General features: G+C 53.2%; 18 protein-coding genes. 10 read left to right on the top strand and 8 right to left on the bottom strand.

The genetic code is table 11. The features are described from left to right. Nucleotides 1-5: 5 nt before the first annotated feature. The 3 genes from HYS22_00195 (at nucleotide 6) to HYS22_00185 (ending at nucleotide 3,484) form a co-directional block, all read left to right on the top strand. Nucleotides 6-203, top strand: coding sequence for a hypothetical protein (locus tag HYS22_00195; protein MBI1908582.1), 198 nt, complete (start codon nucleotides 6-8; stop codon nucleotides 201-203). A gap of 101 nt (nucleotides 204-304) precedes the next feature. Continuing rightward, nucleotides 305-2,191 (top strand): squalene--hopene cyclase, encoded by a 1,887-nt coding sequence (shc, locus tag HYS22_00190; GenBank protein ID MBI1908581.1) that lies wholly within the window; start codon nucleotides 305-307, stop codon nucleotides 2,189-2,191. Nucleotides 2,192-2,194: 3 nt separating this feature from the next. After that, nucleotides 2,195-3,484, top strand: coding sequence for a sigma 54-interacting transcriptional regulator (locus HYS22_00185; protein MBI1908580.1), 1,290 nt, complete (start codon nucleotides 2,195-2,197; stop codon nucleotides 3,482-3,484). 4 nt (nucleotides 3,485-3,488) lie between these two features. Here HYS22_00185 and HYS22_00180 read toward each other — a convergent pair whose 3' ends face one another. From HYS22_00180 to HYS22_00160, 5 genes are read right to left on the bottom strand one after another with little or no spacing between them, the layout of a single operon-like run. Continuing rightward, nucleotides 3,489-5,921, bottom strand: a complete 2,433-nt coding sequence (locus HYS22_00180) for a LamG domain-containing protein (protein MBI1908579.1) — start codon at nucleotides 5,919-5,921, stop codon at nucleotides 3,489-3,491. Further along, complete coding sequence (locus HYS22_00175) at nucleotides 5,918-8,356, bottom strand: laminin G domain-containing protein (GenBank protein MBI1908578.1); 2,439 nt, start codon at nucleotides 8,354-8,356, stop codon at nucleotides 5,918-5,920. Before HYS22_00175 ends, HYS22_00180 begins: the two co-directional genes overlap by 4 nt. Then, nucleotides 8,356-10,713, bottom strand: a complete 2,358-nt coding sequence (locus tag HYS22_00170; GenBank protein ID MBI1908577.1) for a LamG domain-containing protein — start codon at nucleotides 10,711-10,713, stop codon at nucleotides 8,356-8,358. The genes HYS22_00175 and HYS22_00170 overlap by 1 nt, the downstream gene beginning before the upstream one ends. Then, nucleotides 10,713-13,073, bottom strand: coding sequence for a LamG domain-containing protein (locus tag HYS22_00165; GenBank protein ID MBI1908576.1), 2,361 nt, complete (start codon nucleotides 13,071-13,073; stop codon nucleotides 10,713-10,715). Before HYS22_00165 ends, HYS22_00170 begins: the two co-directional genes overlap by 1 nt. A gap of 10 nt (nucleotides 13,074-13,083) precedes the next feature. Next, entirely contained in the window at nucleotides 13,084-14,454 is a 1,371-nt protein-coding gene (locus HYS22_00160) for a PEGA domain-containing protein (protein ID MBI1908575.1), read from the bottom strand. 350 nt (nucleotides 14,455-14,804) lie between these two features. Between HYS22_00160 and HYS22_00155 the strand changes: the two genes are divergently transcribed. The 7 genes from HYS22_00155 (at nucleotide 14,805) to HYS22_00125 (ending at nucleotide 20,168) form a co-directional block, all read left to right on the top strand. Continuing rightward, on the top strand, nucleotides 14,805-16,250 hold the full coding sequence (locus HYS22_00155) for a serine/threonine protein kinase (GenBank protein ID MBI1908574.1): 1,446 nt from the start codon (nucleotides 14,805-14,807) through the stop codon (nucleotides 16,248-16,250). Between the two features lie 192 nt (nucleotides 16,251-16,442). Further along, entirely contained in the window at nucleotides 16,443-16,973 is a 531-nt protein-coding gene (locus tag HYS22_00150) for a hypothetical protein (GenBank protein MBI1908573.1), read from the top strand. Nucleotides 16,974-17,057: 84 nt separating this feature from the next. Continuing rightward, the gene (locus tag HYS22_00145) at nucleotides 17,058-17,405 is read left to right on the top strand and encodes a hypothetical protein (GenBank protein MBI1908572.1); all 348 of its coding nucleotides are present in this window, start codon (nucleotides 17,058-17,060) and stop codon (nucleotides 17,403-17,405) included. Then, a complete protein-coding gene (locus HYS22_00140) occupies nucleotides 17,402-17,779 on the top strand; it encodes a hypothetical protein (protein ID MBI1908571.1) in 378 nt (125 codons plus the stop codon). Before HYS22_00145 ends, HYS22_00140 begins: the two co-directional genes overlap by 4 nt. Beyond that, nucleotides 17,760-18,770 (top strand): hypothetical protein, encoded by a 1,011-nt coding sequence (locus HYS22_00135; protein MBI1908570.1) that lies wholly within the window; start codon nucleotides 17,760-17,762, stop codon nucleotides 18,768-18,770. The genes HYS22_00140 and HYS22_00135 overlap by 20 nt, the downstream gene beginning before the upstream one ends. A 2-nt stretch (nucleotides 18,771-18,772) precedes the next feature. Continuing rightward, a complete protein-coding gene (locus HYS22_00130) occupies nucleotides 18,773-19,372 on the top strand; it encodes a hypothetical protein (protein MBI1908569.1) in 600 nt (199 codons plus the stop codon). Nucleotide 19,373: 1 nt separating this feature from the next. Next, entirely contained in the window at nucleotides 19,374-20,168 is a 795-nt protein-coding gene (locus tag HYS22_00125; GenBank protein MBI1908568.1) for a tetratricopeptide repeat protein, read from the top strand. On the opposite strand, the gene HYS22_00120 is transcribed toward HYS22_00125, so the two are convergent. Genes HYS22_00120 through glpX form a run of 3 tightly spaced genes read right to left on the bottom strand, consistent with a single transcriptional unit; the run spans nucleotide 20,165 to nucleotide 22,957 of the window. Then, nucleotides 20,165-21,547, bottom strand: a complete 1,383-nt coding sequence (locus HYS22_00120; GenBank protein ID MBI1908567.1) for a sigma 54-interacting transcriptional regulator — start codon at nucleotides 21,545-21,547, stop codon at nucleotides 20,165-20,167. The two genes, HYS22_00125 and HYS22_00120, sit on opposite strands and share 4 nt — an antisense overlap. 10 nt (nucleotides 21,548-21,557) lie before the next feature. Next, complete coding sequence (locus HYS22_00115) at nucleotides 21,558-21,980, bottom strand: SRPBCC family protein (GenBank protein MBI1908566.1); 423 nt, start codon at nucleotides 21,978-21,980, stop codon at nucleotides 21,558-21,560. Between the two features lie 11 nt (nucleotides 21,981-21,991). Then, the gene (gene glpX, locus HYS22_00110; GenBank protein ID MBI1908565.1) at nucleotides 21,992-22,957 is read right to left on the bottom strand and encodes a class II fructose-bisphosphatase; all 966 of its coding nucleotides are present in this window, start codon (nucleotides 22,955-22,957) and stop codon (nucleotides 21,992-21,994) included. Nucleotides 22,958-22,984: the final 27 nt, after the last annotated feature.

Raw genomic sequence — 22,984 nt, 5'->3', positions numbered from 1 at the left:
ATATAATGGATAAAAACCCTTTGTTGCATCAGCTTTGCATTGAACTGGCGCTTGGCAATGTTGGCGGGAAGCGGTTTAACGATCTCCTGATCCAGACCGGGATCCTGCTGGATGAGTATGAGTGGGAGGCGGCCAACAAGATCCTCGAAAAGTCGGAGGAGATGACCTGCTTCGCCAATCCTTCTGAATTAGTGATGCAGTAGGGTGCTACACCCAAGGGTGATTCACCCAGGGCAACACCCGTAGCGTTGCCTTTCAGGGAGGTCGTTGACAAGCGGCCTCCCTTTCGTTTCTATTACCCCGTATGTTTACTAACGAGATCCCCCTCGACGATGCCTTGTCCCAAGCGAGGGAGATGTTGCTCTCCCGACAGAACCCGGAGGGGTACTGGTGGTATCCCCTCGAGGCGAACGAGACGATCGGGGCCGGAACGATCCTTCTGATGCGCTATATCGGTGTCGTTGATCCCGCGATTGAAAAAGGGTTAGCGAACCGGATCCTCTCCGAACAGAAGGAAGATGGTTCCTGGGGGATCTACTACGGCGCACCGGGAGATCTCTCAGCGACGGTGGAATGTTATCTGGCCCTCAAAATTTCCGGCAGGCCCGCCAACGATCCCGTTTTACAAAAGGCGCGACAATTTATCCTTTCCGCCGGAGGGGTGGAGCGTGTGCGGGTCTTTACCCGGATCCATCTCGCCCTGTTCGGGCTTGTTCCCTGGGAGTCTTGCCCCTTGATGCCGGTCTGGTTTGCCCTCCTCCCCTCCTGGTTCCCGGTCAATATCTATTCCTTTTCCAGCTGGGCCCGGGCTTCCATCGTCCCGCTCCTGATCGTCTTGGACCAGAAAAGATCGCGACCGATTCCAGGTCTTTCAATCGATGAAATTTTTGCCAATCCTCCCGACTTGAGCGGGTCCTGTCTCGGGTTCCGCCCAGCCGTGCTCACCCGTTCCGCTCGGCCGGGCGCCCGACCCTCGCCACCCGCTCTAACAAGTAAAAAAAGATCTCTCGATTTTTGCGAAAGATGGGTTCGCGACCATATCGCCCGGACGGAGGATATCTTTCCGGCGATGGCCTATGCCATCTACGCCCTCTCCGCCCTCGGCCATCCCAACACCGACCCGACGATCCAAAAGGCCTGGAGCGGCCTCAAACGGTTTCAACAAACCTCCGGCGATCAAAACCACCAGCAATGTTGTATTTCTCCAGTCTGGGATACCCCGTGGGCCGGGATGGCGCTTTTGGAGGCGGGGGAACCGGCCGACTCCCCTCCCCTGCTCCGTGCCGGCCGCTGGTTGATTTCGAAACAGATCCTGGATTTTTACGGAGACTGGGGCTTGAAAAATAAAAAAGGGCGCCCTGGCGGCTGGGCGTTTGAGTTTCAAAACGATTATTTTCCGGACGTCGATGACACGATTGAGGTCCTTTTTTTCTTGAACAGAGTGGGTCTTCCTCCTTCGGAAAAAGAGGAGGCGATCCGCAGGGGGTTGGATTGGCTCCTTTCGATGCAGTGCCGGAACGGCGGCTGGGCGGCGTTTGATAAGGACAACACCCAAGGTTGGGTCAACCGGATCCCTTTTTCGGACCACGGTGCCTGCCTCGACCCGCCGACACCGGATGTCACCGGCCGGATGCTGGAGCTTCTTTCGGAGGGACCGGAGAGAATGAGCTCCCTTGTTGTTGCCAAAGCAATAACCTTCCTCAAAAAAACTCAGGAACCGTGGGGGGGCTGGTGGGGACGATGGGGGGTTAATTATATTTACGGGACCTGGGCGGTCCTTCAGGGGCTGGCGGCGATCGGTGAAGATCTTCGTCAGCCGTACATCCGGCGTGCCGTTTCCTGGTTAAAATCGGTTCAAAACCCTGATGGCGGCTGGGGAGAATCGTGTGATTCTTACCGTCAGAAAAAATTTGTTTCACTAAAAGAAAGTGTCCCCTCCCAAACCGCTTGGGCCTTGATGGGATTGATCGCGGCGGGCGGGGCCGGTCCCACCGGTGAAGTTGAAAGTGGTGTTGTCGAAAATGGAATAAGTTGGTTGGTCGAAAAACAAACCGCCGATGGCACCTGGGAAGAGGCGCACTTTACCGGGACCGGATTTCCCGGCCACTTTTACATCCGCTACCACGGGTACCGGGATTATTTTCCGACACTGGCCCTGGGGCGGTACCAAAGAATTCTGGAGCACCCTTAAATTATGGCCCAACTTGTCTTTCTCAAGAACGATAAAAAGGTTCTCTCCTTCCCTCTGCGGCGGGGGGAAACGACGCTCGGACGCCAGTCCACCTGCGATATCACCCTGGAAGGGACCCAGGTCTCCAGGCTTCATGCGGTTGTCAGCTATGACGGTGGTTTTTACCAGATCCAGGATCGGAGCAAGAATGGACTCCGGCTGAATGGAAAGACGGTCCGGTCCGCCAAACTGGAGGATAAGGATCGGATTGAAATGGGGGAATGGATACTTCAGTTTTTAGCGGGATCCGATGACCCGGCGACCGAAACGGTGACGGTTACCAAGACCAAGGGTGTTCCACCCAAGGGGGCCCAGAATTTTGACCTTCCAGAAAATGGGGGGCCCGGCGATCTCCTGGGAATCTCTCCGGTGATGAAAAAGGTCTTTCAACTGGTCGGCAAGGTTGCTGACAGCGAGGCGACGGTTCTTCTTTTGGGGGAAACCGGGAGCGGCAAAGAGGTGGTCGCCCAGGCGATCCACCGGACTTCCAAAAGGGCCCTGCTCCCATTCGTGCCGGTCAATTGTGCCGCTATCTCCCCTCAGCTTGTGGAGAGTGAGCTTTTCGGCCACGAAAAGGGTTCCTTCACCGGAGCGACCCAACTGCATCGGGGGGCCTTCGAGCAGGCGGAGGGGGGGACCCTCTTTCTGGATGAGGTGGGAGAAATCCCGCTCGACCTTCAACCCAAACTGTTGCGGGCGCTCGAATCCTTGAAAATCAAACGGGTGGGGGGAGAAAAGGAGATTTTTGTCAAATGTCGTGTGATTGCGGCGACCCACCGGAACCTGACCCGTGTCGTGCAGGAGGGAGGGTTTCGTGAAGATCTTTACTACCGTCTCTTTGTGATGCCGGTCGAAATCCCCCCGTTGCGGCAGAGGCGTGAGGATATCCCCCTTTTGGCGGAACATTTTCTGTGTCAAATGAGGCCGGATGAGGGGGCCGCTATTTCCAGGGAGGCGTCGGAGAAGCTCAAGAACCATCTTTGGCCCGGCAATGTCCGGGAATTAAAAAACGTCATTCTCAGGTCCGCCCTTTTGGCCGGTTCGGAGGGGATCCAAGGGGAGCATATCGTTTTTCTGCCGCAATCCGTTTCCGAAGAGAAACAGGAGCCGCAGACGATTGGCGAGATGGAAAAAGAGATGATTTTAGAAAAACTTCGTCAAACCGATTGGAACAAGGCAGCCGCCGCCCGCGAACTGGGGCTTGCCGTCTCGACGATTTTTAAGAAGATTAAAGAATACGATCTTAAAAAATAAGCCCCTACTGACAGCTCCCCGGCTTGGCGACGCAGAAATTATTTCTAACTTCCTCGGCAGAAAGGGCGCGGTTGTACAAAGAAACTTCGTCGATAAGACCGTTAAAGTATTGAGCATTCCCAGTGTCGTGGCCGATCCAAATATCGTTCGAATTGCTCGCCATACTTTCTAAATAACCCTGACTCCCCGTTTCTTCATCTAGGTAACAACGGATACCTTGGGAACTATCAAAAGTCCCGGCCAGGAAATGCCAGGAATCAAGGACCCCCGTTGATGAGGCCCCCTTGAGGGCGCAATAATTTCCTGCCGTGGCACTGCCGGCATACACGTTCAAGTCCATTCCCTCCCCTTCATTAGCCCCGATTGTCATGGAATAGGAACCGGCCGTTGCTTTGGAGAAAATACCGGTATCATTGGGCATGGTGCCAGATGGCTTCACCCAGGCGGTGATTGAGAAGGCGGTGGTGAGATCAAGAGCGGCGTTACCGCCTACGATGACATAATCGTCAATGCCGTCCAAATCGATGGCGTTACCGAAAACACCTGGTCCCCACGCAGGTGAGCTGTCCCCGGCGTATAGATTACCGGCGTGCCCGTGCCCCGTCGAATCAGTTACCGTTGTGCCACTCCCCTCATAAAACTTCCACCATCCTACCCGCGAATTATCAGTGGAAAAGGACCATATCGGGGAGTAGTCGGAACAATCCGTACCGGCCGCATCGTAGCAGGTCTGTACTTTCCAGTAATAGGTTTTGTTAAAACCGGCGGAATCGGAATCGAGGACTCTGAAAGTTCCAGCCCGGTCGTTAGACCCGTTGGCACACTCATCATTTCCATCAATCGCTGTGGCAGCCTCAGAAGTGTAACACGAATGATAATGAGTAATGTTTTTTCCATCCGGCACGGTTCCAGCCTCCCACGACAAAAACAGACGGGCGGGAGCCAATGTTGCGCCGTTTAACGGAGTGAGTTGGGTCGGCAGATCGTCCTTCGCACAGGCTTGCCCTGAGGCCGCCGAAGGGTCTCCCGGATCGTTGAGTTGGCAATTATTGCGGATTTCGGCGGTGGAAAGGGCACGGTTGTAGATGGCGACTTCGTCCATTCTCCCGCTGAAAAATTCATAAATAGTGTTGCCATTCACGTTGACTCCAAGCCAAAGGCTTAAGGTGTTGGCCACCCATGCCGCCGAGGTTGTTGAACTGGCTACCTTCAGCCCATTAAGATAAATTGAAGAGGAGCCATCATCACGAGTGACGACAACATGTGTCCAGGAATTTAAGGGAACTTCTGTAACGGACCACAGGGAGAGCGGGGAGTCGATGGAAACCTGGTTGTCATTGCGGCCCAGAGAAATAAAATAACCTCCCCCATCCGCAGAATCGCCGTTATACTTGTCAAAGAGGGCTCTGGGTTGACCGGCATCTCTTGTGGGGTAGATCCAGATCTCGAATGTTTTTGGGGAATCGAGCAGATCGTTATCCAGGATTTCAACATAATCCTCGTCTGGGCCCATCGTGTTATTGAGTTCCAGGGCGCTTCCGCTGACCCCTTCTACCCAACAGGGGGTATTTTTGAGCAGACCGTTTAGTTTATTGCCGCTTGAATCGGCTGTGGTTAACTGTCCCGTATCTCCCGGATTGCAACTGGAGCCTGCAGGCAAGTCATCAAACCGCCACCACCCGACAAGTCCGTCCATAACGCGTGTTGGTGGTGTTGTCACAGTCACTGAAGATTTATTGATGGTTGTTGTGGTTGCGACCGGGGCCGAGACACTCTCTGACTTCTTTTGAGGCATACTCTTGGCATCCTCGGGATCACTCCCATTCTTCAATTCTTCAAAGTTGCTGAATCCATCCCCGTCACAATCAAAAATCTTGGAGCAGTTTTCAGGAAGAGAAACCGAAGGAGAGGCGATTGAGGGGGAGGTTCCGTTAAAATCGTCAAAGAGGATCTGGGAGGGGTCGTACGGAAGCTCCATCCCCTCCTCCCCGACCTCTTTTTCTCCAAACGAGACCATGGCGACCAAGAGATAGCTTCCTGACGGCGCCTTTTGGTAGAAATGGAGTTCGAGGGTCCAGAGCCCCGGTTTGAGATTAATGGTTCCGGAGACCTTGCCGTCGGCAATGGTGAGTTCCAGTTCTTTGGGTGAATCACCCTTGGTTTCTTCACTGTTTGTTGCCAGCAGGAAGGCCTTGATGTCAGCCGTGCTTTGCGTTTGCAGGGCGGGGGGAAGGTCAAAGGCGACCGAAGAGCCGTTCCCCTTCTCCAAAGAACCGCAGGCGGTGACAAAAAAGAGGAGAAATAAAATAAACCCTCTTCCCTTTTTAACTAACTCCCCCTGACCCCCTCTTACACTAAGAGGGGGAACTCCTCCCCTTAGCGTAAGGGGAGGTTGGGAGGGGTTAGTACAAAGAGAAGACATGAGGTTTATTTTCATCGGCATGCCTCCGGAAGAGGATCAGTGCCGGTCAAGGCTTCGACGGCACAGGTCATATTGACAATCTGTTCGGCAGTTAGGGCGGTATTGAAGAAGTCTATCTCGTCGATCAGGATGTTGCTCGGCGTCGTGCAAGGGCCGGGGGCTCCAGCTTCTGAACAGAGGGTATCGATTCGTCCTGATGTGTGGATCGCCGTATTGGCAAATTCACGACCGAAGAGAAAGTTATAACTACCGCTACCCTGAAAAGCCCCATTGTGGTAGAGGGAGACGGTTCCCTTGTCGTAGATACCGACCGCATCACTAAAGGTTCCTACTTTTACTTTTGTGGTACTGTACCGGAGTACGTTGGCCCGTGAACCTGCAGGGTATCCCCGAGACGCCAGGGTATCTTCTACCTCAAAATAGATTTTATCGGGATCTGACTCCGAGCTACCGGTCAGTCCTATGCTAGTTTGTGGTCCTCCAGATTCGCCGGGGGCCAGGTTAAAAAGGGAAGCACCCGAGCTGTCATTATCATACCGGAAGCGGACAAAAATGGTCGCCGCTTCATCGTAGGCAAAACTGAAACTGGCGGCCTGAGGGTCCAGGTTGATGTAATCATCACTCCCATCCGAGTCATCAAAGCAGGCGGCCCCATCGAGGAGGTTCTGAACAGCCAATCCATGGCACGAGCCCCCTGATTGCACGGCATTGGGGAGTCCGAATCCACTCACTGTGGGGGCCGAACCGGGATAAGATCCTTGTTTTGAATCCGTCAATACGTCTCCATCAAATTTCCACCAGGCCAATAAGGGGGAGTATTCGGGATAAAATTCCCAGACTGGGCTGTAGGCGGAGCAGGTGCCATCCGTGTAACAGGTTTTTACCTTCCATTGATAGGTCTGACCGCTCTGCAGATAATCCTCACTCAAGGCAAGATAAGGATTGGCGGTCGTTTGCATGTCGCCGCATCGGCCCTCCGTATTAAGATCGAGACCATAGTTTGTGCTCAGGTAGCAGACCTGGTAGTAGGCGATTGTCTTGGGGGCATTCACCGGATCCCAACTCAGAAAGGCCCGGGTCATTCGCAAGGTGACGCCATTCGTGGGGGTCTTTTGAATGGGAATGCCTGCGGCACAAGTCGAGCCGGTCGGATCATTGACCTGACAGTTATTGCGGACCTCCGCGGTCGAGAGGGCACGGTTATAGATGGCGACTTCGTCAATAAGCCCATTAAACCACTGGTTGAGATTCTGATCCTGACCAATCAGGAACCCTGTTTGAAAATTAAGAGGTCCTGAGAGTTGTGTCGTCGTTTGAAGCAACCCGTTAACATAAAGTTTTACGATTTGGGAGGACGAATCATAAGAGGCGACGACATGATACCATGAGCCGGTTATGGTTGCGGAACTTAATGCCCCGCAGTGCCACATGTCTATTCCGTTATCATCTGCCCCGACTGTCCAGCGGCTCGGTCCCCCACTGCATCGCGAAAAACTCCAGCCAGGATCGCTAAACGCCCTTATGGTCAGGTGGCGACCTTTCTCTGTCCCTAGGCTCATCAGAGTCCTTCCGTTTGACCCTGAGAAACCGGAGTTAGGTCGGGCCCATGCCTCCATCGTGATCGACTGATTGCCGGCAAGGGGAGCGATTGAATCGCCATCCACGTAGTCATCCACTCCGTCAAACTGCAGTGCCTCTCCTGAAACCCCTCCCGCCACCCGACCGGGGCTTCGATGATTTTCTGTCGGAACAAGGGTCCCGTTATTCCCGTTGCCGCTTGAATCGATTGCTGTAAAACCGGTCCCTTCATCAAATCGCCACCAGCCGACGAGTCCGTCCATCACACGTGTGAGGGATACAGGGAGAGGAGTTGTCACCGGGGAGGGTGTTACGGTTGTGACAGGCGCCGAGACGCTAGTTGATTTCTTGCCAGGGAAGCTGTTTGGATCCTCCGGATCCGTCCCCTGCTTGATCTCTTCAAAATTGCTGAATCCATCCCCGTCACAATCAAAGAGCTTGGAGCAGTTTTCAGGGAGGGAGACCGAAGGAGAGGCGATAGAGGGGGAGGTTCCGGTAGAGTCATCGAAGACAATCTGTGAGGCATCATATGGAAGCTCCATCCCCTCCTCCCCTACTTCCTTTTCACCAAACGAGACCATGGCGACCAGGAGATAGCTCCCTGACGGTGCCTTTTGGTAGAAATGGAGTTCGAGGGTCCAGGGCCCCGGTTTCAGATTAATGGTTCCGGAGACCTTGCCGTCGGCAATGGTGAGTTCCAGTTCTTTGGTTTCTTCCCCATTGGTTGCTAGGAGAAAGGCTTTGGTGTCAGCGGTGGTCTCTGTTTGCAAAGCGGGAGGAAGGTCAAAGGCGACCGAAGACCCACTTCCCTTTTCCAAAGAACCGCAGGCAACAAACAGGAGGAATAGTGGCAGGAGGTAAAATCTTTTCATTATTGGCAAACCTCCGGGAGCGGATTGGTGCCGGCCAACGCCTCAGTGGCGCAGTGGGTATTTTTCAGGACCTCCTGAGGCAGGGCCCGGTTGTAAAGGGCGACCTCATCGATGAGTCCAGGAAAAAAACGGACTGAATTGGCATCATCCCAACCGATGCGGAGTGGGGTGTTATTAGGATCCAGGGAAGGGGACGTAAAAGGCTCCGTCCCCGTGAGGCCATCCATGTAACAGATCTTCTGAGTCGTCGTTTCGGTGTATGAACCGGCCAGAAAGTGCCAGCTGTTGGCAACCACCACGGTGTTGGTGACTGCACAGAAGGGGGCTCCAATATAGAAAAACATCCGTGCCAGCTCCCCGTTGGCAAACATACTCATTCCGTATGTGGCATCGCCCCCGCCTCCAACCTGTCCTTTAGAAAGAATACCTCGCTCGCTCCCTTCAATCATCACCTCGGGCCGGACGCGTGCCGTAATCGAGACAGCCGTGTCCAGATCCAATGAGGCTTGGTCTGGGGCCTCGACATAATCATCGACCCCATCAAAATTTAGGGCCGTTCCCAAGATTCCGTCACTCGAAATCCAGTCTGTCGGCAGGAGATCTCCAACTCGTTCCACGTCCATGTTTTGCATTGTTCCTGTGTGATTGTTACCGCTGGAATCGGCTGTTGTGCTGGAACCATCAGGATTGCCAACGGCATCATCAAACTTCCACCAGGCGACTACAGAATTATCCGTCGAAAAACTCCAGACCGGTGAATAGGCTGAGCAGGATTGATCCGTATAGCAGGTCCGGACCTTCCAGCGATAACCACTGTTGCTGGCGGTGAGTGATTCGAGGGGAAAATAAGGAACTATTCGGTTTGTGGAATTAAGGCAATTATCCACTCCTGAAATATCGGAACCGTTCGTGGCATAGCAAAGTTGATCATGATCAAAAGTTTTTCCGCTGGGGATTGTCCCCCTCCTCCAGGAAATAAAAGCTCGCGTTGGGGGAAGAGTCAGGGCTGAGCTCGGTGTCACCTGATCTGGTACGTCATCGGCGGCACAAGTCGAGCCGGTCGGGTCGTTGAGCTTACAGTTATTACGGACCTCCGCGGTTGTGAGGGCACGGTTGTAAATGGCGACTTCATCGATCGAGCCTTTGAAGAGGTCGAGATTCCCATCCCACTGGGCGCCGATTGCGGAGGTTCTGTTGGTAGAGGCCAGATTAAAAAGAGTCTCGGCCGTCTTCATCAACAAAACCCCGTCGATGTACGCCTTTGTGATATTTCCATCATTGGTGGCCGCAAAATGATGCCACTGATTATTGCTAAGGTTGGTGGTCGTGAAAGTATCATCGCCAGAACCACCGTCGAAGGCGGCCGCGTAGCTTGGATAAGAAAAGTTCCAGTTGGGAATTAATATGTAGGCCCCTTCGATGGAGAGGATCATCATCTCACTGGTTACGTCCGCCGTTTTAAACCAGGCCTCCAAGGTTACCGCCCCGTTAATTTTATCGCTGAGACTGGCGGGAAGAGAGACCCAATCTTCCACAGGCCCTCCGATGTTAAACTCCAAGGAGGAGCCACTTACCCCCTTAACCCAGCAGGGGGTATTTTTGAGGGAACCGGTAAAACCATTTGTACTTGAATCGATCGTGGTTATTTGTCCCGTAGCTCCCGGATTGCAACTGGAGTCTGGGGGTAGGTCATCAAATTTCCACCACCCGACAAGTCCATCCATGACCCGTGTGAGGGGTGCGGGGGAAGGGGTTGTAACGGAGGACTGAGTGTTTGTTGTGGTTGTGACGACAGGCGCCGAAGTACTCTCTGACTTCTTTTGGGGCATACTCTTGGCATCTTCGGGGTTACTCCCTGCTTTGATCTCTTCAAAGTTGCTGAATCCATCCCCGTCACAATCAAAGAGTTTGGAGCAGTTGGCCGGGAGGGAGACCGAAGGAGAGGCGATCGAGGGGGAGGTTCCGTTAAAATCGTCAAAGAAGATCTGGGAGGGGTCGTAAGAGAGTTCCAGCCCCTCCTCCCCGACCTCTTTTTCTCCAAACGAGACCATGGCGACCAAGAGATAGCTCCCTGACGGGGCCTTTTGGTAGAAATGGAGTTCGAGGGTCCAGAGCCCCGGTTTCAGATTAATAGTTCCGGAGACCTTGCCATCGGCGATGGTGAGTTCCAGTTCTTTGGGTGAGTCACCCTTGGTTTCTTCCCCATTGGTTGCTAGGAGAAAGGCTTTGGTGTCAGCGGTGGTCTCTGTTTGCAAAGCGGGAGGAAGGTCAAAGGCGACCGAAGAGCCACTTCCCTTTTCCAAAGAACCGCAGGCAACAAACAGGAGGAATAGTGGCAGGAGGTAAAATCTTTTCATTATTGGCAAACCTCCGGGAGCGGACTGATTCCGGCCAATGCCTCAGTGGCGCAGAAATTATTGATGATGGCCTCACTGGAAAGTGCGTACCTGAATATCGCGACCTCATCAATCGATCCGTCAAGGTAGTTTGCCAAGTTGTCGGGTGAAATGCCTTGAGTCCTGCCAAGCCATGATGTACCCGGGTTCGAAAAGAGTACGGGAATAACGGTTTGGGCCTGTTGGTTAATGAGGAGACCATTCAAATAAGTCCACACTGTTGTTCCATTCCAGGCTACGGTGAATGTGGCCCATTCGTTTTGCGGCAGTGGGCTGAAGGAGTCATTTTGGGACGTTGTGCCGTCAGCAAACGACCACCCCCATGTGTTGCTTAGGTTCCGGAAGAATAGAGTGAGTCTCTCATTGACCCAGGCATCTCCATCGCTATTCGAGAAGATGCCCCCCCCAACAACCAGGATTTTGACGCGACCGCTGAGGGTTCCTTCACTGGCGTTCCAATCGACAAAGGCGGGAGTTCCTAAATCGACATATTCTTCCAGCCCATTCAGGAAAAGAGCTGTGTCTAAAATGCCGTCCCCTGTGTCGGTGTGCCCCCATGTGCCATTGCCCACAAATGTCCCGTTTTGACCACTGATTCCCACGTCTAAGAGGGTCGTTCCATTGACAATCGGTGTCTGGTCGAATTTCCACCATGCGGTCGGTAGACTGTTGGTCGAGAAACTCCATACCGGCGAATAAGCGGAGCAGTCAGTTCCGGCGGCGTTGTAACAAGTGCGGACCTTCCAGCGGTAGTCAGTGTTGTTGGCGGTGAGGGGTTCCAAAACATGATACGGTACTGTCCGGTTGGTTGGGTTCAGGCAGCTTGCTGGAGGGCTGATGTCGGAACCGTTAGTGGCATAGCAAAGTTGATCATGATCAAAAGTTTTTCCGGTGGGAATCGTTCCCCTCTTCCAGGAAATAAACGCGCGTGTTGGTGGGAGAGTTACGCCCGATGGTGTGATTTGATCCGGCACATCATCGGCCGCACAGGTGCTTCCGGTGGGGTCATTGACCTGGCAGTTATTGCGGACCTCCGCGGTTGTAAGGGCACGGTTGTAGATGGCGACTTCGTCCAAGTCTCCGATAAAAAATCGGTAAAAACCCCGGCTCCCGTCACCATTGGTGTAACAAGTGGTGGCAAAACAGAGATCGTAATCTCCCGTGTCGATGATCCCGGTCTGTGCTACGTAGCTCTGCAGGATCCCGTCGATGAAAATCTTTTGGGTGGCACCGTCGTAGGTTCCGACCACGTGATGCCAGGCACCATCGTTAATGGCCTGACCGGACTCCGTATCCGCATTTCGTTCTGTGACATCCCCCGTGTCGGTTTCCGTCCGAAAATTAATCATCCCGTCACTCGCGTTTGCCTCGCTGGGATTCATTCGTAAAACATAGGACCCATTATTTGACCAGTCCTTCGATATGACAGCGGTGTTTTTTTGATTCGGATGGTTGGTCCTGACCCAGGCCTCCACCGTCAACTGTGTCATCCCTTCCAGAGTCGGTTTATCTCCGATGAGGACATAATCCTGACTCCCGTCTCCTTCGCCGTCAAAATGGAGGAATTCGCCGGAGACTCCGTTGGCAAGACGCCCGGGACTCTCGGTGGTCTGGGGCATCAGGGTTCCATCATTCCCATTTCCGCTGGAGTCCTTGGCCAGATATCCTGTCCCCTCATCAAATTTCCACCACCCGACGAGTCCATCCATCACACGTGTCAGCGGTGGTGTTGTCACAGTGACTGAAGATTTATTGATGGTTGTTGTGGTTGCGACCGGGGCCGAGACACTCTCTGACTTCTTTTGAGGCATACTCTTGGCATCTTCGGGGTTACTCCCTGCTTTGATCTCTTCAAAGTTGCTGAATCCATCCCCGTCACAATCAAAGAGCTTGGAGCAGTTTTCAGGGAGGGAGACCGAAGGAGAGGCGATCGAGGGGGAGGTTCCGTTAAAATCGTCAAAGAAGATCTGGGAGGGGTCGTAAGAGAGTTCCAGCCCCTCCTCCCCGACCTCTTTTTCTCCAAACGAGACCATGGCGACCAGGAGATAGCTCCCTGACGGTGCCTTTTGGTAGAAATGGAGTTCGAGGGTCCAGAGACCCGGTTTCAGATTAATGGTTCCGGAGACCTTGCCACCGGCGATGGTGAGTTCCAGTTCTTTGGTTTCTTCACTGTTCGTTGCCAGCAAAAATGCCTTGGTGTCGGTCGTGCTTTGCGTCTGCAGGGCGGGAGGAAGGTCAAAGGCGACCGAAGACCCACTTCCCTTTTCCAAAGAACCGCAGGCGGTGAGAAAGACAAGTAATGTGAGAAACCAAGGTTTCATCGGTAAACCTCTACTGACCCGTTACACTTGGAATATTTCCCGAAACAGTGACCGGCACTTCGGAGGCTCCCCCTCCACTGGAAAGGGCGAGCCCAATCCCTGTCCCTGCCCCGGCAAGGATGACCCCGCTGATGATCCAGAAGATCGGTTTTACCCAGAGCGGTTTTTCTTCAGAAACGAAACGATTTTTCAAAGGTGCTCCACCCAAGGGTGATCCACCCAAGGGAGAACGAGGAACGGAGCTACCTTCCCTTTGGGCAATGGCCAAGGGTTTGGCTGTGAGATGCGAAGCCAATTTGGCAGAGGCCGCTTCCCGGCTACGGGATGTTTTGTCAAATCCGATACTGGCGGCCGGTTGGAGCCGCCGGCTCACAACATCAACAAGGCGGGCCGTCGCCTGAAACTGCCCCCCCTCCCCGGTAACGGAGACAAGAATGACCTGATCGACGCCGAGGAGTTTACCGGCGGAGACTGCCTTTCCCGTGATCTCCTCCTGGGCTTGCAGGCTGGAGACCGAAAAACCGGCAAAGGGTGCTTCACCCAAGGATTCTTGCTGGCCCGTATCCATTTTTTCAAGCGTGGCGGTGACACCGGTTTCCACTCCGGGAGAGAGATCGATCGGACTAAAATAGGGCCGGTATCCTTCCGCCGTGACAGTAACGTAATGTCTTCCTGTCGGGAGGCCGGAAAGCACAAGCGGGGCCTCCCCTTTCAGGATACCATTCAAGTGGACTTTGGGTGAATCACCCTTGGGTGAAGCACCCTTGCCACGGACAGGGGATTCCACCCGGACCCGCGCCAGTTTTTGTTTATCCTTTAAAAGGGTCTCTTTTTCCCGTTCGTACAGTTTACGAATCTGCGGTGAATATCTTTTTTCGTTCAACGGGGTGTCCAGTGAAAGACGGGCCGCTTCACGAAAGTAGAAAACCGCCTCTTTTTGTCTTCCCTGGGCTTGGGCCAGTTCCCCCAACAGGAGGGTTGCCGGGACCAGGTGAAAGGCGTCTTCCAAGGTCATTCCCCCCTTGGGTGACTCACCCCTCTGGGATTCTCCTAATTTCCGCTTTAATTCCCGTTCTGCAGTCTCCAGTTCCAGCCGACGGTAGTTCTGCATGGCCGTTTCATAGACAGCACCAAGACCACTAACTGGGGTTTGATCCTGAAAACCGCTGAGTCCTTCTCTGGTTTCGGCCTCCGAGAGAACCTTTCCTTCTGTAGAGAGTTTTTTGCGGAGGGTCTGGGCCATCGTCCGGCTCTCCGTGGGGGAAACCGAGGCGTGGCGGAGTTCAAGGACGGCTACCCCCGGTTCTTTGGCGGTCACCGGAGGGACGAAGAAGAGAAGCGTTATCCAGAGACAAAGCGCCTTGAAGGCTAATTTCTTCATAAAGACTCCTTTTTCTAGGTGAGTGGGTCCACTAACTCTCCAGGGTTCAAAAGACAACCCCTCTTGTACGATTCAAAATCAATATCTAATCTATTACATGAAATTTTTATATCTAATGCCCTTATCGGAATAATGTTTTTATAGTTTCGTTAAAAATGACCGTTGAAAATAATAGTGATTCATTGTCTCTTTCCTTATTCAATAGTTGTGCCAACTGTTTTTGGTGCTGGGGTGGGGTTTAATTCGTTTTGGCGAGAAGTACCCTCTCGAAATCGGTCGGTCCCCCTCTCTCAATCGGTCGGTTTGAAGTCTATAGCTTTTTTTCAGTCGCTTTGTTAGAAGGACCCTTTATGGAATTCCCGAGTCAGTTTGGTAAATATCTCCTTTTGGAAAAGATCGCCCGGGGCGGAATGGCGGAGATCTTTCTGGCCAAACAGAAGGGGGAACAGGGGTTTGAGAAGGAGCTGGTGATCAAGAAGATTCTGCCCGAATGGGCGAACAACCCTTCCTTCCTCACGATGCTGATTGACGAGGCCAAGCTGGCCGCCCTCCTCACCCACCCGAATATTGTCCAGGTCCATGATCTGGGTCGGGAGGGGAACGACTATTTTATCGCCATGGAATATATTCCTGGGGTTGACCTCCGGCGGCTCTGGGAGAAGGTTGGTAGTTCAGGAGGGAAAATCCCCCTTCCGGTTATCCTCTTTATCATGACCCATGTCCTGGACGGCCTTCAGTATGCCCATAGTAAAAAAGACCCCCACGGGAAGAATCTACAGATTATCCATCGCGATGTCTCTCCACAAAATATCCTGGTCTCCTATGATGGGACAGTCAAACTGACCGATTTTGGCATCGCCAAGGCGGCGCTCCGAACTACCGAAACAGTCTCCGGTGTCCACAAGGGAAAGTTCGCCTATATGTCGCCCGAACAGGCCAACCTCCAGGAGATCGGGCAATCGAGCGACCTTTTCTCCGCCGGCATTGTCCTCTACGAGGTGCTGACCGGCCGCCGGCTCTTTGGCGGCGGTTCGGATATTGAGACACTCGACCGCATCCGTAAAATTAAGGTCCATTTTACCCCTGAGGACGAGAAACATATTCCCCCCCGTTTGCGGGAGATCGTCCGCAAGGCGTTGGCACGTTCTCCGGAAGACCGGTTCCCCCAGGCGGCTGCTTTTCGCGAAGAAATCTCGCGGTTTGCCGTCCAAAACGGTTTCACCCTCCAGCGCGAGGGTCTGGTTGATTTTCTGGAATCAGTCTTTGGGGTGGAGGGGACGCCCCAGCCAGCCTCTCTGGAAGCGGAGGTCAAAACCTCCTCGTTACTTTCCCAAAAACCTTCTTCACGTAAGGCAGTTGCAGTAGTTTTGACCCTTGCCGCTCTGGGACTACTCCTGTTTTTTGGGATTCGTTCCAGGATGCTTCACCCGGCGGTTTCTTCCAATACTGCTCCAGTGAAACCTGCCTTGCCTGCGGCGATGCCCGCTTCGCCACAGCTTCAGCGAGGTGAGCAAGGCGGGCCTGCCTCGCCGACGAGTCAAGGCGGGCCGGTTCTCAAGACAGAAGGGTTCCTGACGGTCCTGGCGATTCCCTGGGGGTATGTTTCTATTGATCGGGGACCGAATCAGACCAGTCCTCTCCAAAAAAGAAGACTGGCGGCCGGATCCCACCATGTCCGTATTTTTTACGAACCGGACAACCTCACCCTGGAAACAGATCTGGAAATTCGCCCTGAAGGAAATCACCGCTGTCTGGCCAACCTGCAGGACGACCCCCCTTCCCTTCACTGCCGTTAGTTTGTCACCCTCTCTTTTTTAGACGGTACCGTCTAAAAAAAAGAGGCTTTTTTCCCGCTCTTCCAATTTTTCAAGCACAAAATCGTTTGGCACGCCTCTTGAATAGACCTGTTCCTAGGGTTCATTCAATTAACTGGGATCGTAAAAGGGTGATTCACCCGAGCGATTCCAAACTTTTAGGAGGGGAAAGATATGAGACGAATCACCACGAGCGTAGCCGCTGTCGCTCTGATTTCAGCGGCGCTGACTGCCGGGCCGGCCGATGCCTGGTTTTTTAGAGTCAATAGCAATGTGGATACCGGACCGAAGGCGGGACGCGACCAGACGCTTAATTCCAATAACAAGACCACAACCGATTCGTACAATACGACCACAACGAATCGTAATGACAACCGCACCGACAACCGCGATTACAGCAATCGCAGTGTCACGAATACCACTGACAGTCGTAACTACAGTACCAGTGACAGACATGACAGCTATGACAGCCGTAATTTGAGCACAAATACTTCCACGACAGACAGTTACAATACCATGAACAGCAATAACATCTCGGCGGGAGATAACTCCATCGTGATGAACGGCAACTATAACCCGAGAGTTGGTACGGATAAGGTCGATATGGCGAACTTTTCCGGTTCCAACAACCAGATCAACAACTCGGCGGCCGGTTATTTTGGTATCGGCAATATTGCCGGGAGCAACAACACATCGGGTAAGTAGACTAAAAAGTCCCTGACCCGGGCGGTTTTGAGGCCGCCCGGGTCTTAAAGGGGCTTTAAGGGTGTACCACCCAAGGAGAAAACAATGTCCGGCAAAAAACAAAAAGTGAAACGAATCCTCTTGATGATTGCGACCCTCTCGGCCGTTGGGGTAGCCCCCGAAGAAGTCAAGGCGCAGTGTCGTGACGGAAACTGTTCTTCAGATAGGGGAAGGGTGATTCACCCAAGAACAACTCTTTTTTCGGAAGGGGCGCAAGAGGGTCGCCAGAATAGCCACAATTTCGGCGACAACAATACGGCGGTTTTGGGAGATGTGAACATCCGGGTTGGCCATGAGAGAGTCGAAATCAGCGGTTTTGGCGGAGGCTCCAACGGTAATTACATCGATACCTCCGTTCATTCCAACATTATCTTGGGGAACATGAAACAATGAAGAAATTTTATCCCCTCGTTTTTGTCTCCGTCTTTTTGATTCAGCCTGTTTTTACGGCTCTGGCGGTTCCCCCGCCCGAGAAGGCCCCTTCGCAACTGGATGCCCTCATGGCTATGAGGCAAAAGCAGGAGCAGGAAGAAAAACCGCTCCGGATTATACAACCGGTTCCCTTGCAGATGGAAAATGTCTGTTCTCCTATCCAGCAGGCGCGCCAGAGGCTGAGGGATCTGCCAGATAATGATCAGAATAAAAAGGTTGGAAGCGTGGATGTGACAGCCGGCCACGGCGATGTGGCGATTGATAGCAATGATGGCGTTGTGAACAACAGCGTCAACGTACAAATTGTGAATCCCAATGAAAAAAACTGCTTATAACATTCTGGCGTCTATTTTGATTCTTGGATTCTGCTCTTCGGCGAGTGGAGCCAACCTGCCCAAGACCGGTCCCAAGGCGCGCGTCGCCGTCGCCCAGTTTGGGACAACGGATCGTTTTGCCTCTGTCTACGGCGGCTGGAATATCGGCGGGGGTTTGGCGGCCCAACTGGTCACCAACCTGATCGACACCGGAAGACTGGTTGTTGTCGAGCGGGCAATCCTTTCCAAGGTATTGATCGAGCAGGAACTGGGGCAGGCCAAACTTTCTTCCCCTTTTACGCAGACCCCGGCCGGCCAATTGCTGGGGGTCGATTACCTGATTGTCGGTGAAGTGACCGAATTTGAGGAACGACAAATGGGGGGCGGTGCGGGATTTGGTATCATGAAGAGTTTTGGTCCAAAAATATCGGGGGATGCCGTGGCCGCTCATGTTGGCATGGATCTTCGGGTTGTTGATACGCGAACGGGAGAAATCCTCCATTCCCACCGTTCCCAGGGGCGGGCCTGGGAAAAGTCCTTCGGGACCAAGATCGATTACAAATTTATCGAGTTTGGGGGTGAGGTTTTTCATAAAACCCCTCTCGGCAAGGCGACCCGTCGAGCGATTGCCGATGCCATCGGTTTTGTGATGGAGGTCATTGAGCGGCGGACGGAAGATCTTTCGTGGCTCGCGCGTGTTATTGAGATCGACGGTTCCAACATCTATTTTGACGCCGGCCGACGCTCCAGTATCCAGTCCGGGGACCGTTTCCGGGTCAGTTCCGTGGAAAAGGTCCTGACCGATCCGGAAACGAACGAAATCTTGGGTCTTGTGGAACACCCGGTCGGTCTGGTGGAGGCGGTCAATGTCGAATTGAAGTATACCAAGGCAAGAGCGCTGGGGAATTTCCGTCCGGCGATCGGCGATATCATCCGGTTTGACAAACAGAGTTCGGAGACCCAGGCCCGTATGGAATCTCCCGCCCTTGTCGGGTACAAGGTGATGGAGTAGTCATGAACGAAGTGGTTCAGATCAAAAAGGGACAGATTATCCAGGTGGGATCGGTTTTTCTCAAGCTGGTATTGGTTGATGATGAGAAGACCCGTTTTGACGTAGCTTCAGCGAGGCGAGCCCACTTTGTTTCTCGGCTGGGGGAAAAAATTTCTTCTCAATGGATACTTATGAGAAGATACCGATTATTCCTTTCAATCGTTCTTCTGGCCGGTTCCCTTGTTTTTATTGTTAAAAATCATTTAAAAACACCAGCACCTCCACCTCTTTCGGAATTTGTGACGGAAGAGGCGGTAAAACAGCTCTCCCCCATGCCCCTCATGCAAGGAAGACTCCCCAAAAAGACTATCCGTTCCTCGGTTAATTCTTCACAAGACTTGAGAACAACAACTGAGGGCGAAGACCGGTCCGACCTGGGCGAATCGCCCCGGCAAGATCAAGCTCAGGTGAATCACCCCTCCCGTCTTTTTGAGGAAGCGGTGATGACGCGTGCGATTTACCCCACACGCGCGGAAGAACTTTTGGAGATGGTAATAAAAATCAGTCCGTCTGATTCCCCCCTTCGGGCTCAAGCGGAAGGATTATTGGCCCAATGGAGATGATATGAAAAAACTTCGCGCCCTTATTTTTGTCTTTGGGTTGATAACCCTTGCTGGTTTGACAGCCTGTGCCATCTCTTCGAGGCCGGCTTTTTTTAGTCGTGCCTATTCGGATGATTTAGAAGAGGCTGAGCGGCTCATTCAGGCTGGGAATTACCGCCAAGCCGTCGATGAAATTTCTACCCTTCTGGAAATGGATCCAAAAAACGAGCAAGCCCTTTTAGCCCGTGCCCGTGCCTATCAAAAGCTCGAAAAACCAGATCTTGCTATTCAGGATTATGAGGCTGTTTTGAAGAGAAATCCTGCGGCCCAGAAGGCGCATTACAACCTGGGAATGATCTATGCCTTCCGGTTAAACGAACCCTCCTCGGCGATCCGTCATTTGGATCAATTTCTCTCTCTGGCGCCACAGCATGAAGAGGCTTTTTCCGTTGCCAAGATTATCTGTTCTTTGGATTCTGCAAAAAACTATTTTGAAGATTCTGAGATTCAAATGGCTGTGACTGAGGGATTACAGATTGAAGAGATAGCCGAACGACGCCGGCATTTCACAGCACTGCTCAAGGATTATCCCGAGGCCTCTATCCTTTATTATATGATTGGACAAACCTTCGAAATTGAGGGGAACGAATCGGAGGCGGTTCGTTACTACCAATCGGCGCTTGAGATTCAGCCGACCTGCGCCCCTTGCCACCGGAGTCTTGGCAACCTGTTTGTCAAAAAGAGGGACGGGAAAGCGGGTGAAATCCACCTTCTCAAGGCCAAATTGTATGATCCGAACGGGCCGGGCGTTAATTAAGGCTTGAGATTATATTCCCGGATTTTTTTGAAAAGGGTGGACTTGGCGATCCCCAACGCCTGCGCCGTTTGGGTCTTGTTCCAGCCGGACTGGTTTAACTTGCTGAGGATGGTCTCCTTTTCTGCAGATTCCAGTGACGTTGGACCTGCCGCAGACTCCCCATCGGAAAACTGGAGATCTTCTTCCTCAATACGGTTCCCCTTCGACGAATCGCCCCTGGGTGAACCACCCTTGGGTGACTCACCCCTGGGTGGACCACCCTTGGCGAGCAGACAGGCGCGGGTCAGGAGATGTTTGAGCTCACGGACATTTCCGGGCCAGTCGTAGTTGGAAAGTTTTAACTTCGCTTTTTCCGAGATCCGGATTTTGGAATGGCCCAACTCTTTGAGAAAGTGGTCGGTCAACAGCGGGATATCTTCCCGTCGTTCCCTCAAGGAAGGGATGAAAAGAGGGACGATGTGGAGACGGAAAAAAAGGTCCTCCCGGAAATTTCCTTTCTTGACCTCGGTCTTGAGGTTTTTGTGGGTTGCGGCGATGACGCGGGTGGAAACAGGGATCTCCTGATTCCCCCCGACTCTTTTTACCGCTTTTTGTTCCAGAACCCGCAGGAGTTTGGGCTGGAGTCTCAAGGGGAGTTCGCCGACTTCATCTAAAAAAAGTGTCCCCTTTTCTGCCGCTTCGAAGGCCCCCTTCCGGCTGGCCACGGCGCCGGTGAAGGCCCCTTTTTCATGGCCGAACAGTTCAGACTCAATCAATTCCGGAGAAATGGCCCCACAGTTGATCGCCACGAATGGTCCTCCCGCAAACGGGCTCAACTGATGAATCCCCCTGGCGACCAGTTCTTTCCCTGACCCGGTCTCTCCCTGGATCAGGACACTCGCATCGGCCGGGCCCACTCGCCGGAGCAAGGCGTACAACTGGCGCATCTTTTCACTCCCTCCGATCAGGCCGCAAAACTCTTCTTCTTTTTCCGGCAGGACAGTCTCCTCTTTTTTGACAACCTGAAGACAAATTTCAGACTGCCCCACCTGTAATTTGTCGCCAGATTCGACAAAGCCCTCTTCGACCTTTTTGCCGTTCAGGTAAGTCCCATTGGTGCTCGCCATATCCTTGAGGAGCCAGCCTTTTTCCACCAACCGGATCTTGCAATGCTGGTCGGAAACGTACGGATCGTCAATCATGACATCATTGTGATCTCCCTTGCCGATCCGGAACGGGGAGTGGTCCATCAGGACCTGCCTGTTTTTCCCGGAGGGTTCCCGGATTTCCAGTTTTAGGGTTTCCGTGGTGAGTCTGTTGCTGTTTTCTTTGAGGGAGACCAGCCGGATGGAGGGTTCTTCAATATGGGCGGTCTCTTCACTGAAATGGATGTTGACCATGACTTAAGTCTTAAAGTTTTTCAGCCCTCTTCTTGAACCGTTCGAGCATCTGCGGCAGGCTTTTCCCGACGAGCATATGGGTGATCATGCGTGGGACAAGGACGCCAAAATCGACATCGATGGAATAGGTTGCCTTCGTCACCCCTTTTTTGACCTCTTCAAACTTCCAGAAGCCGCTATTTCTCTTGAAAATATCCCCCTCGACCAGTTTCCAGCAGACGTCTGTCAGGGGTTTGAGGTTGAATTGAAGGAGATAGGAGATGGTCTTGATGACCTGGATTTGAAAACGGACCTGGGGACTTCGCCCCTCTTTTTTAATTTCAACAGACTTTGTTTCTGGGAGGAACTCAGGGTATTTCTCAAAATCAGTCACGATCCCGTAAACAATTTTTGGGGAGGCCTTAATTTCAACGGAGGAGGAGATTTCAGGCATGGGGTAAATGATCAGTCTTTGTAGAATTGCGGTTTTCGGTCAAAGTGGTGGATTACTTCCATGTAGCGGACTGTCCCCGTCTTGGAACGCATCACCACAGAGTGGGTTGTGGCCCCGCCGCCAAAGAAACGGACCCCTTTGAGAAAATCACCGTTGGTGACCCCTGTCGCCGCAAACATGACGTCCCCCTTCGCCAATTCCTCAAGGGTGTAGACCTTGTTAATATCCGCAACCCCCATTTTTTTGGCCCGGTCAATCTCGTTCTGGTTGCGAGGCTTCAGGACCCCTTGCATGTCACCGCCGACACAGCGGAGGGCGGCCGCCGCGATAACCCCTTCGGGGGCGCCGCCGATGCCGAAGAGGACATCGATCCCGGTCTCCTTCCAGCAGGTGGAGATGGCGGCGGAGACGTCGCCATCGGTGATCAAACGGATGCGTGCCCCGGACCGCCGGACTTCCTGAATCAGGTTTTCATGACGGGGCCGGTCCAGGATGATGGCGGTCAGGTCGGAGAACCCACATTGTTTTGCCTTGGCGAGTTGCTTCAGGTTCCAGGTGGGGGACTGGGTGATGTCAATGACCCCCTTGGCCCGCGGACCAACGGCAATCTTGTCCATGTAGGTATCCGGGGCATGGAGAAAGCACCCCTCGTCTGCCATCGCGATGACCGAAAGGGCGTTCGGTTGCCCGTGGGCGGTGAGTGTTGTTCCTTCAAGAGGGTCAAGGGCGATATCCACTTTAACCCCCCCCTCCCCGGTGCCGACCTTCTCGCCGATGTAGAGCATCGGCGCCTCGTCCCTCTCCCCTTCCCCGATCACAACGGTACCGGAAAAAGGGATTGAATTGAGGGAATTCCGCATCGCATTGACGGCCGCCTGGTCGGCCAGATGATTATCTCCCCGCCCCATCACGCGGGCGGAGGAAATGGCGGCCGCCTCTGTGGCACGAACCGCTTCCAGGGCAAGGTTTCTATCCATAAACGGCCTTCCTATCCATTATCGGCT

The sequence above is a fragment of the Deltaproteobacteria bacterium genome (genome assembly GCA_016177765.1).
Lineage (GTDB): Bacteria > UBA10199 > UBA10199 > JACPAL01 > JACOUP01 > JACOUP01.
Note: the sequence above shows the minus strand (reverse complement) of the source record. Positions and strands in the feature narration are given on the sequence as shown.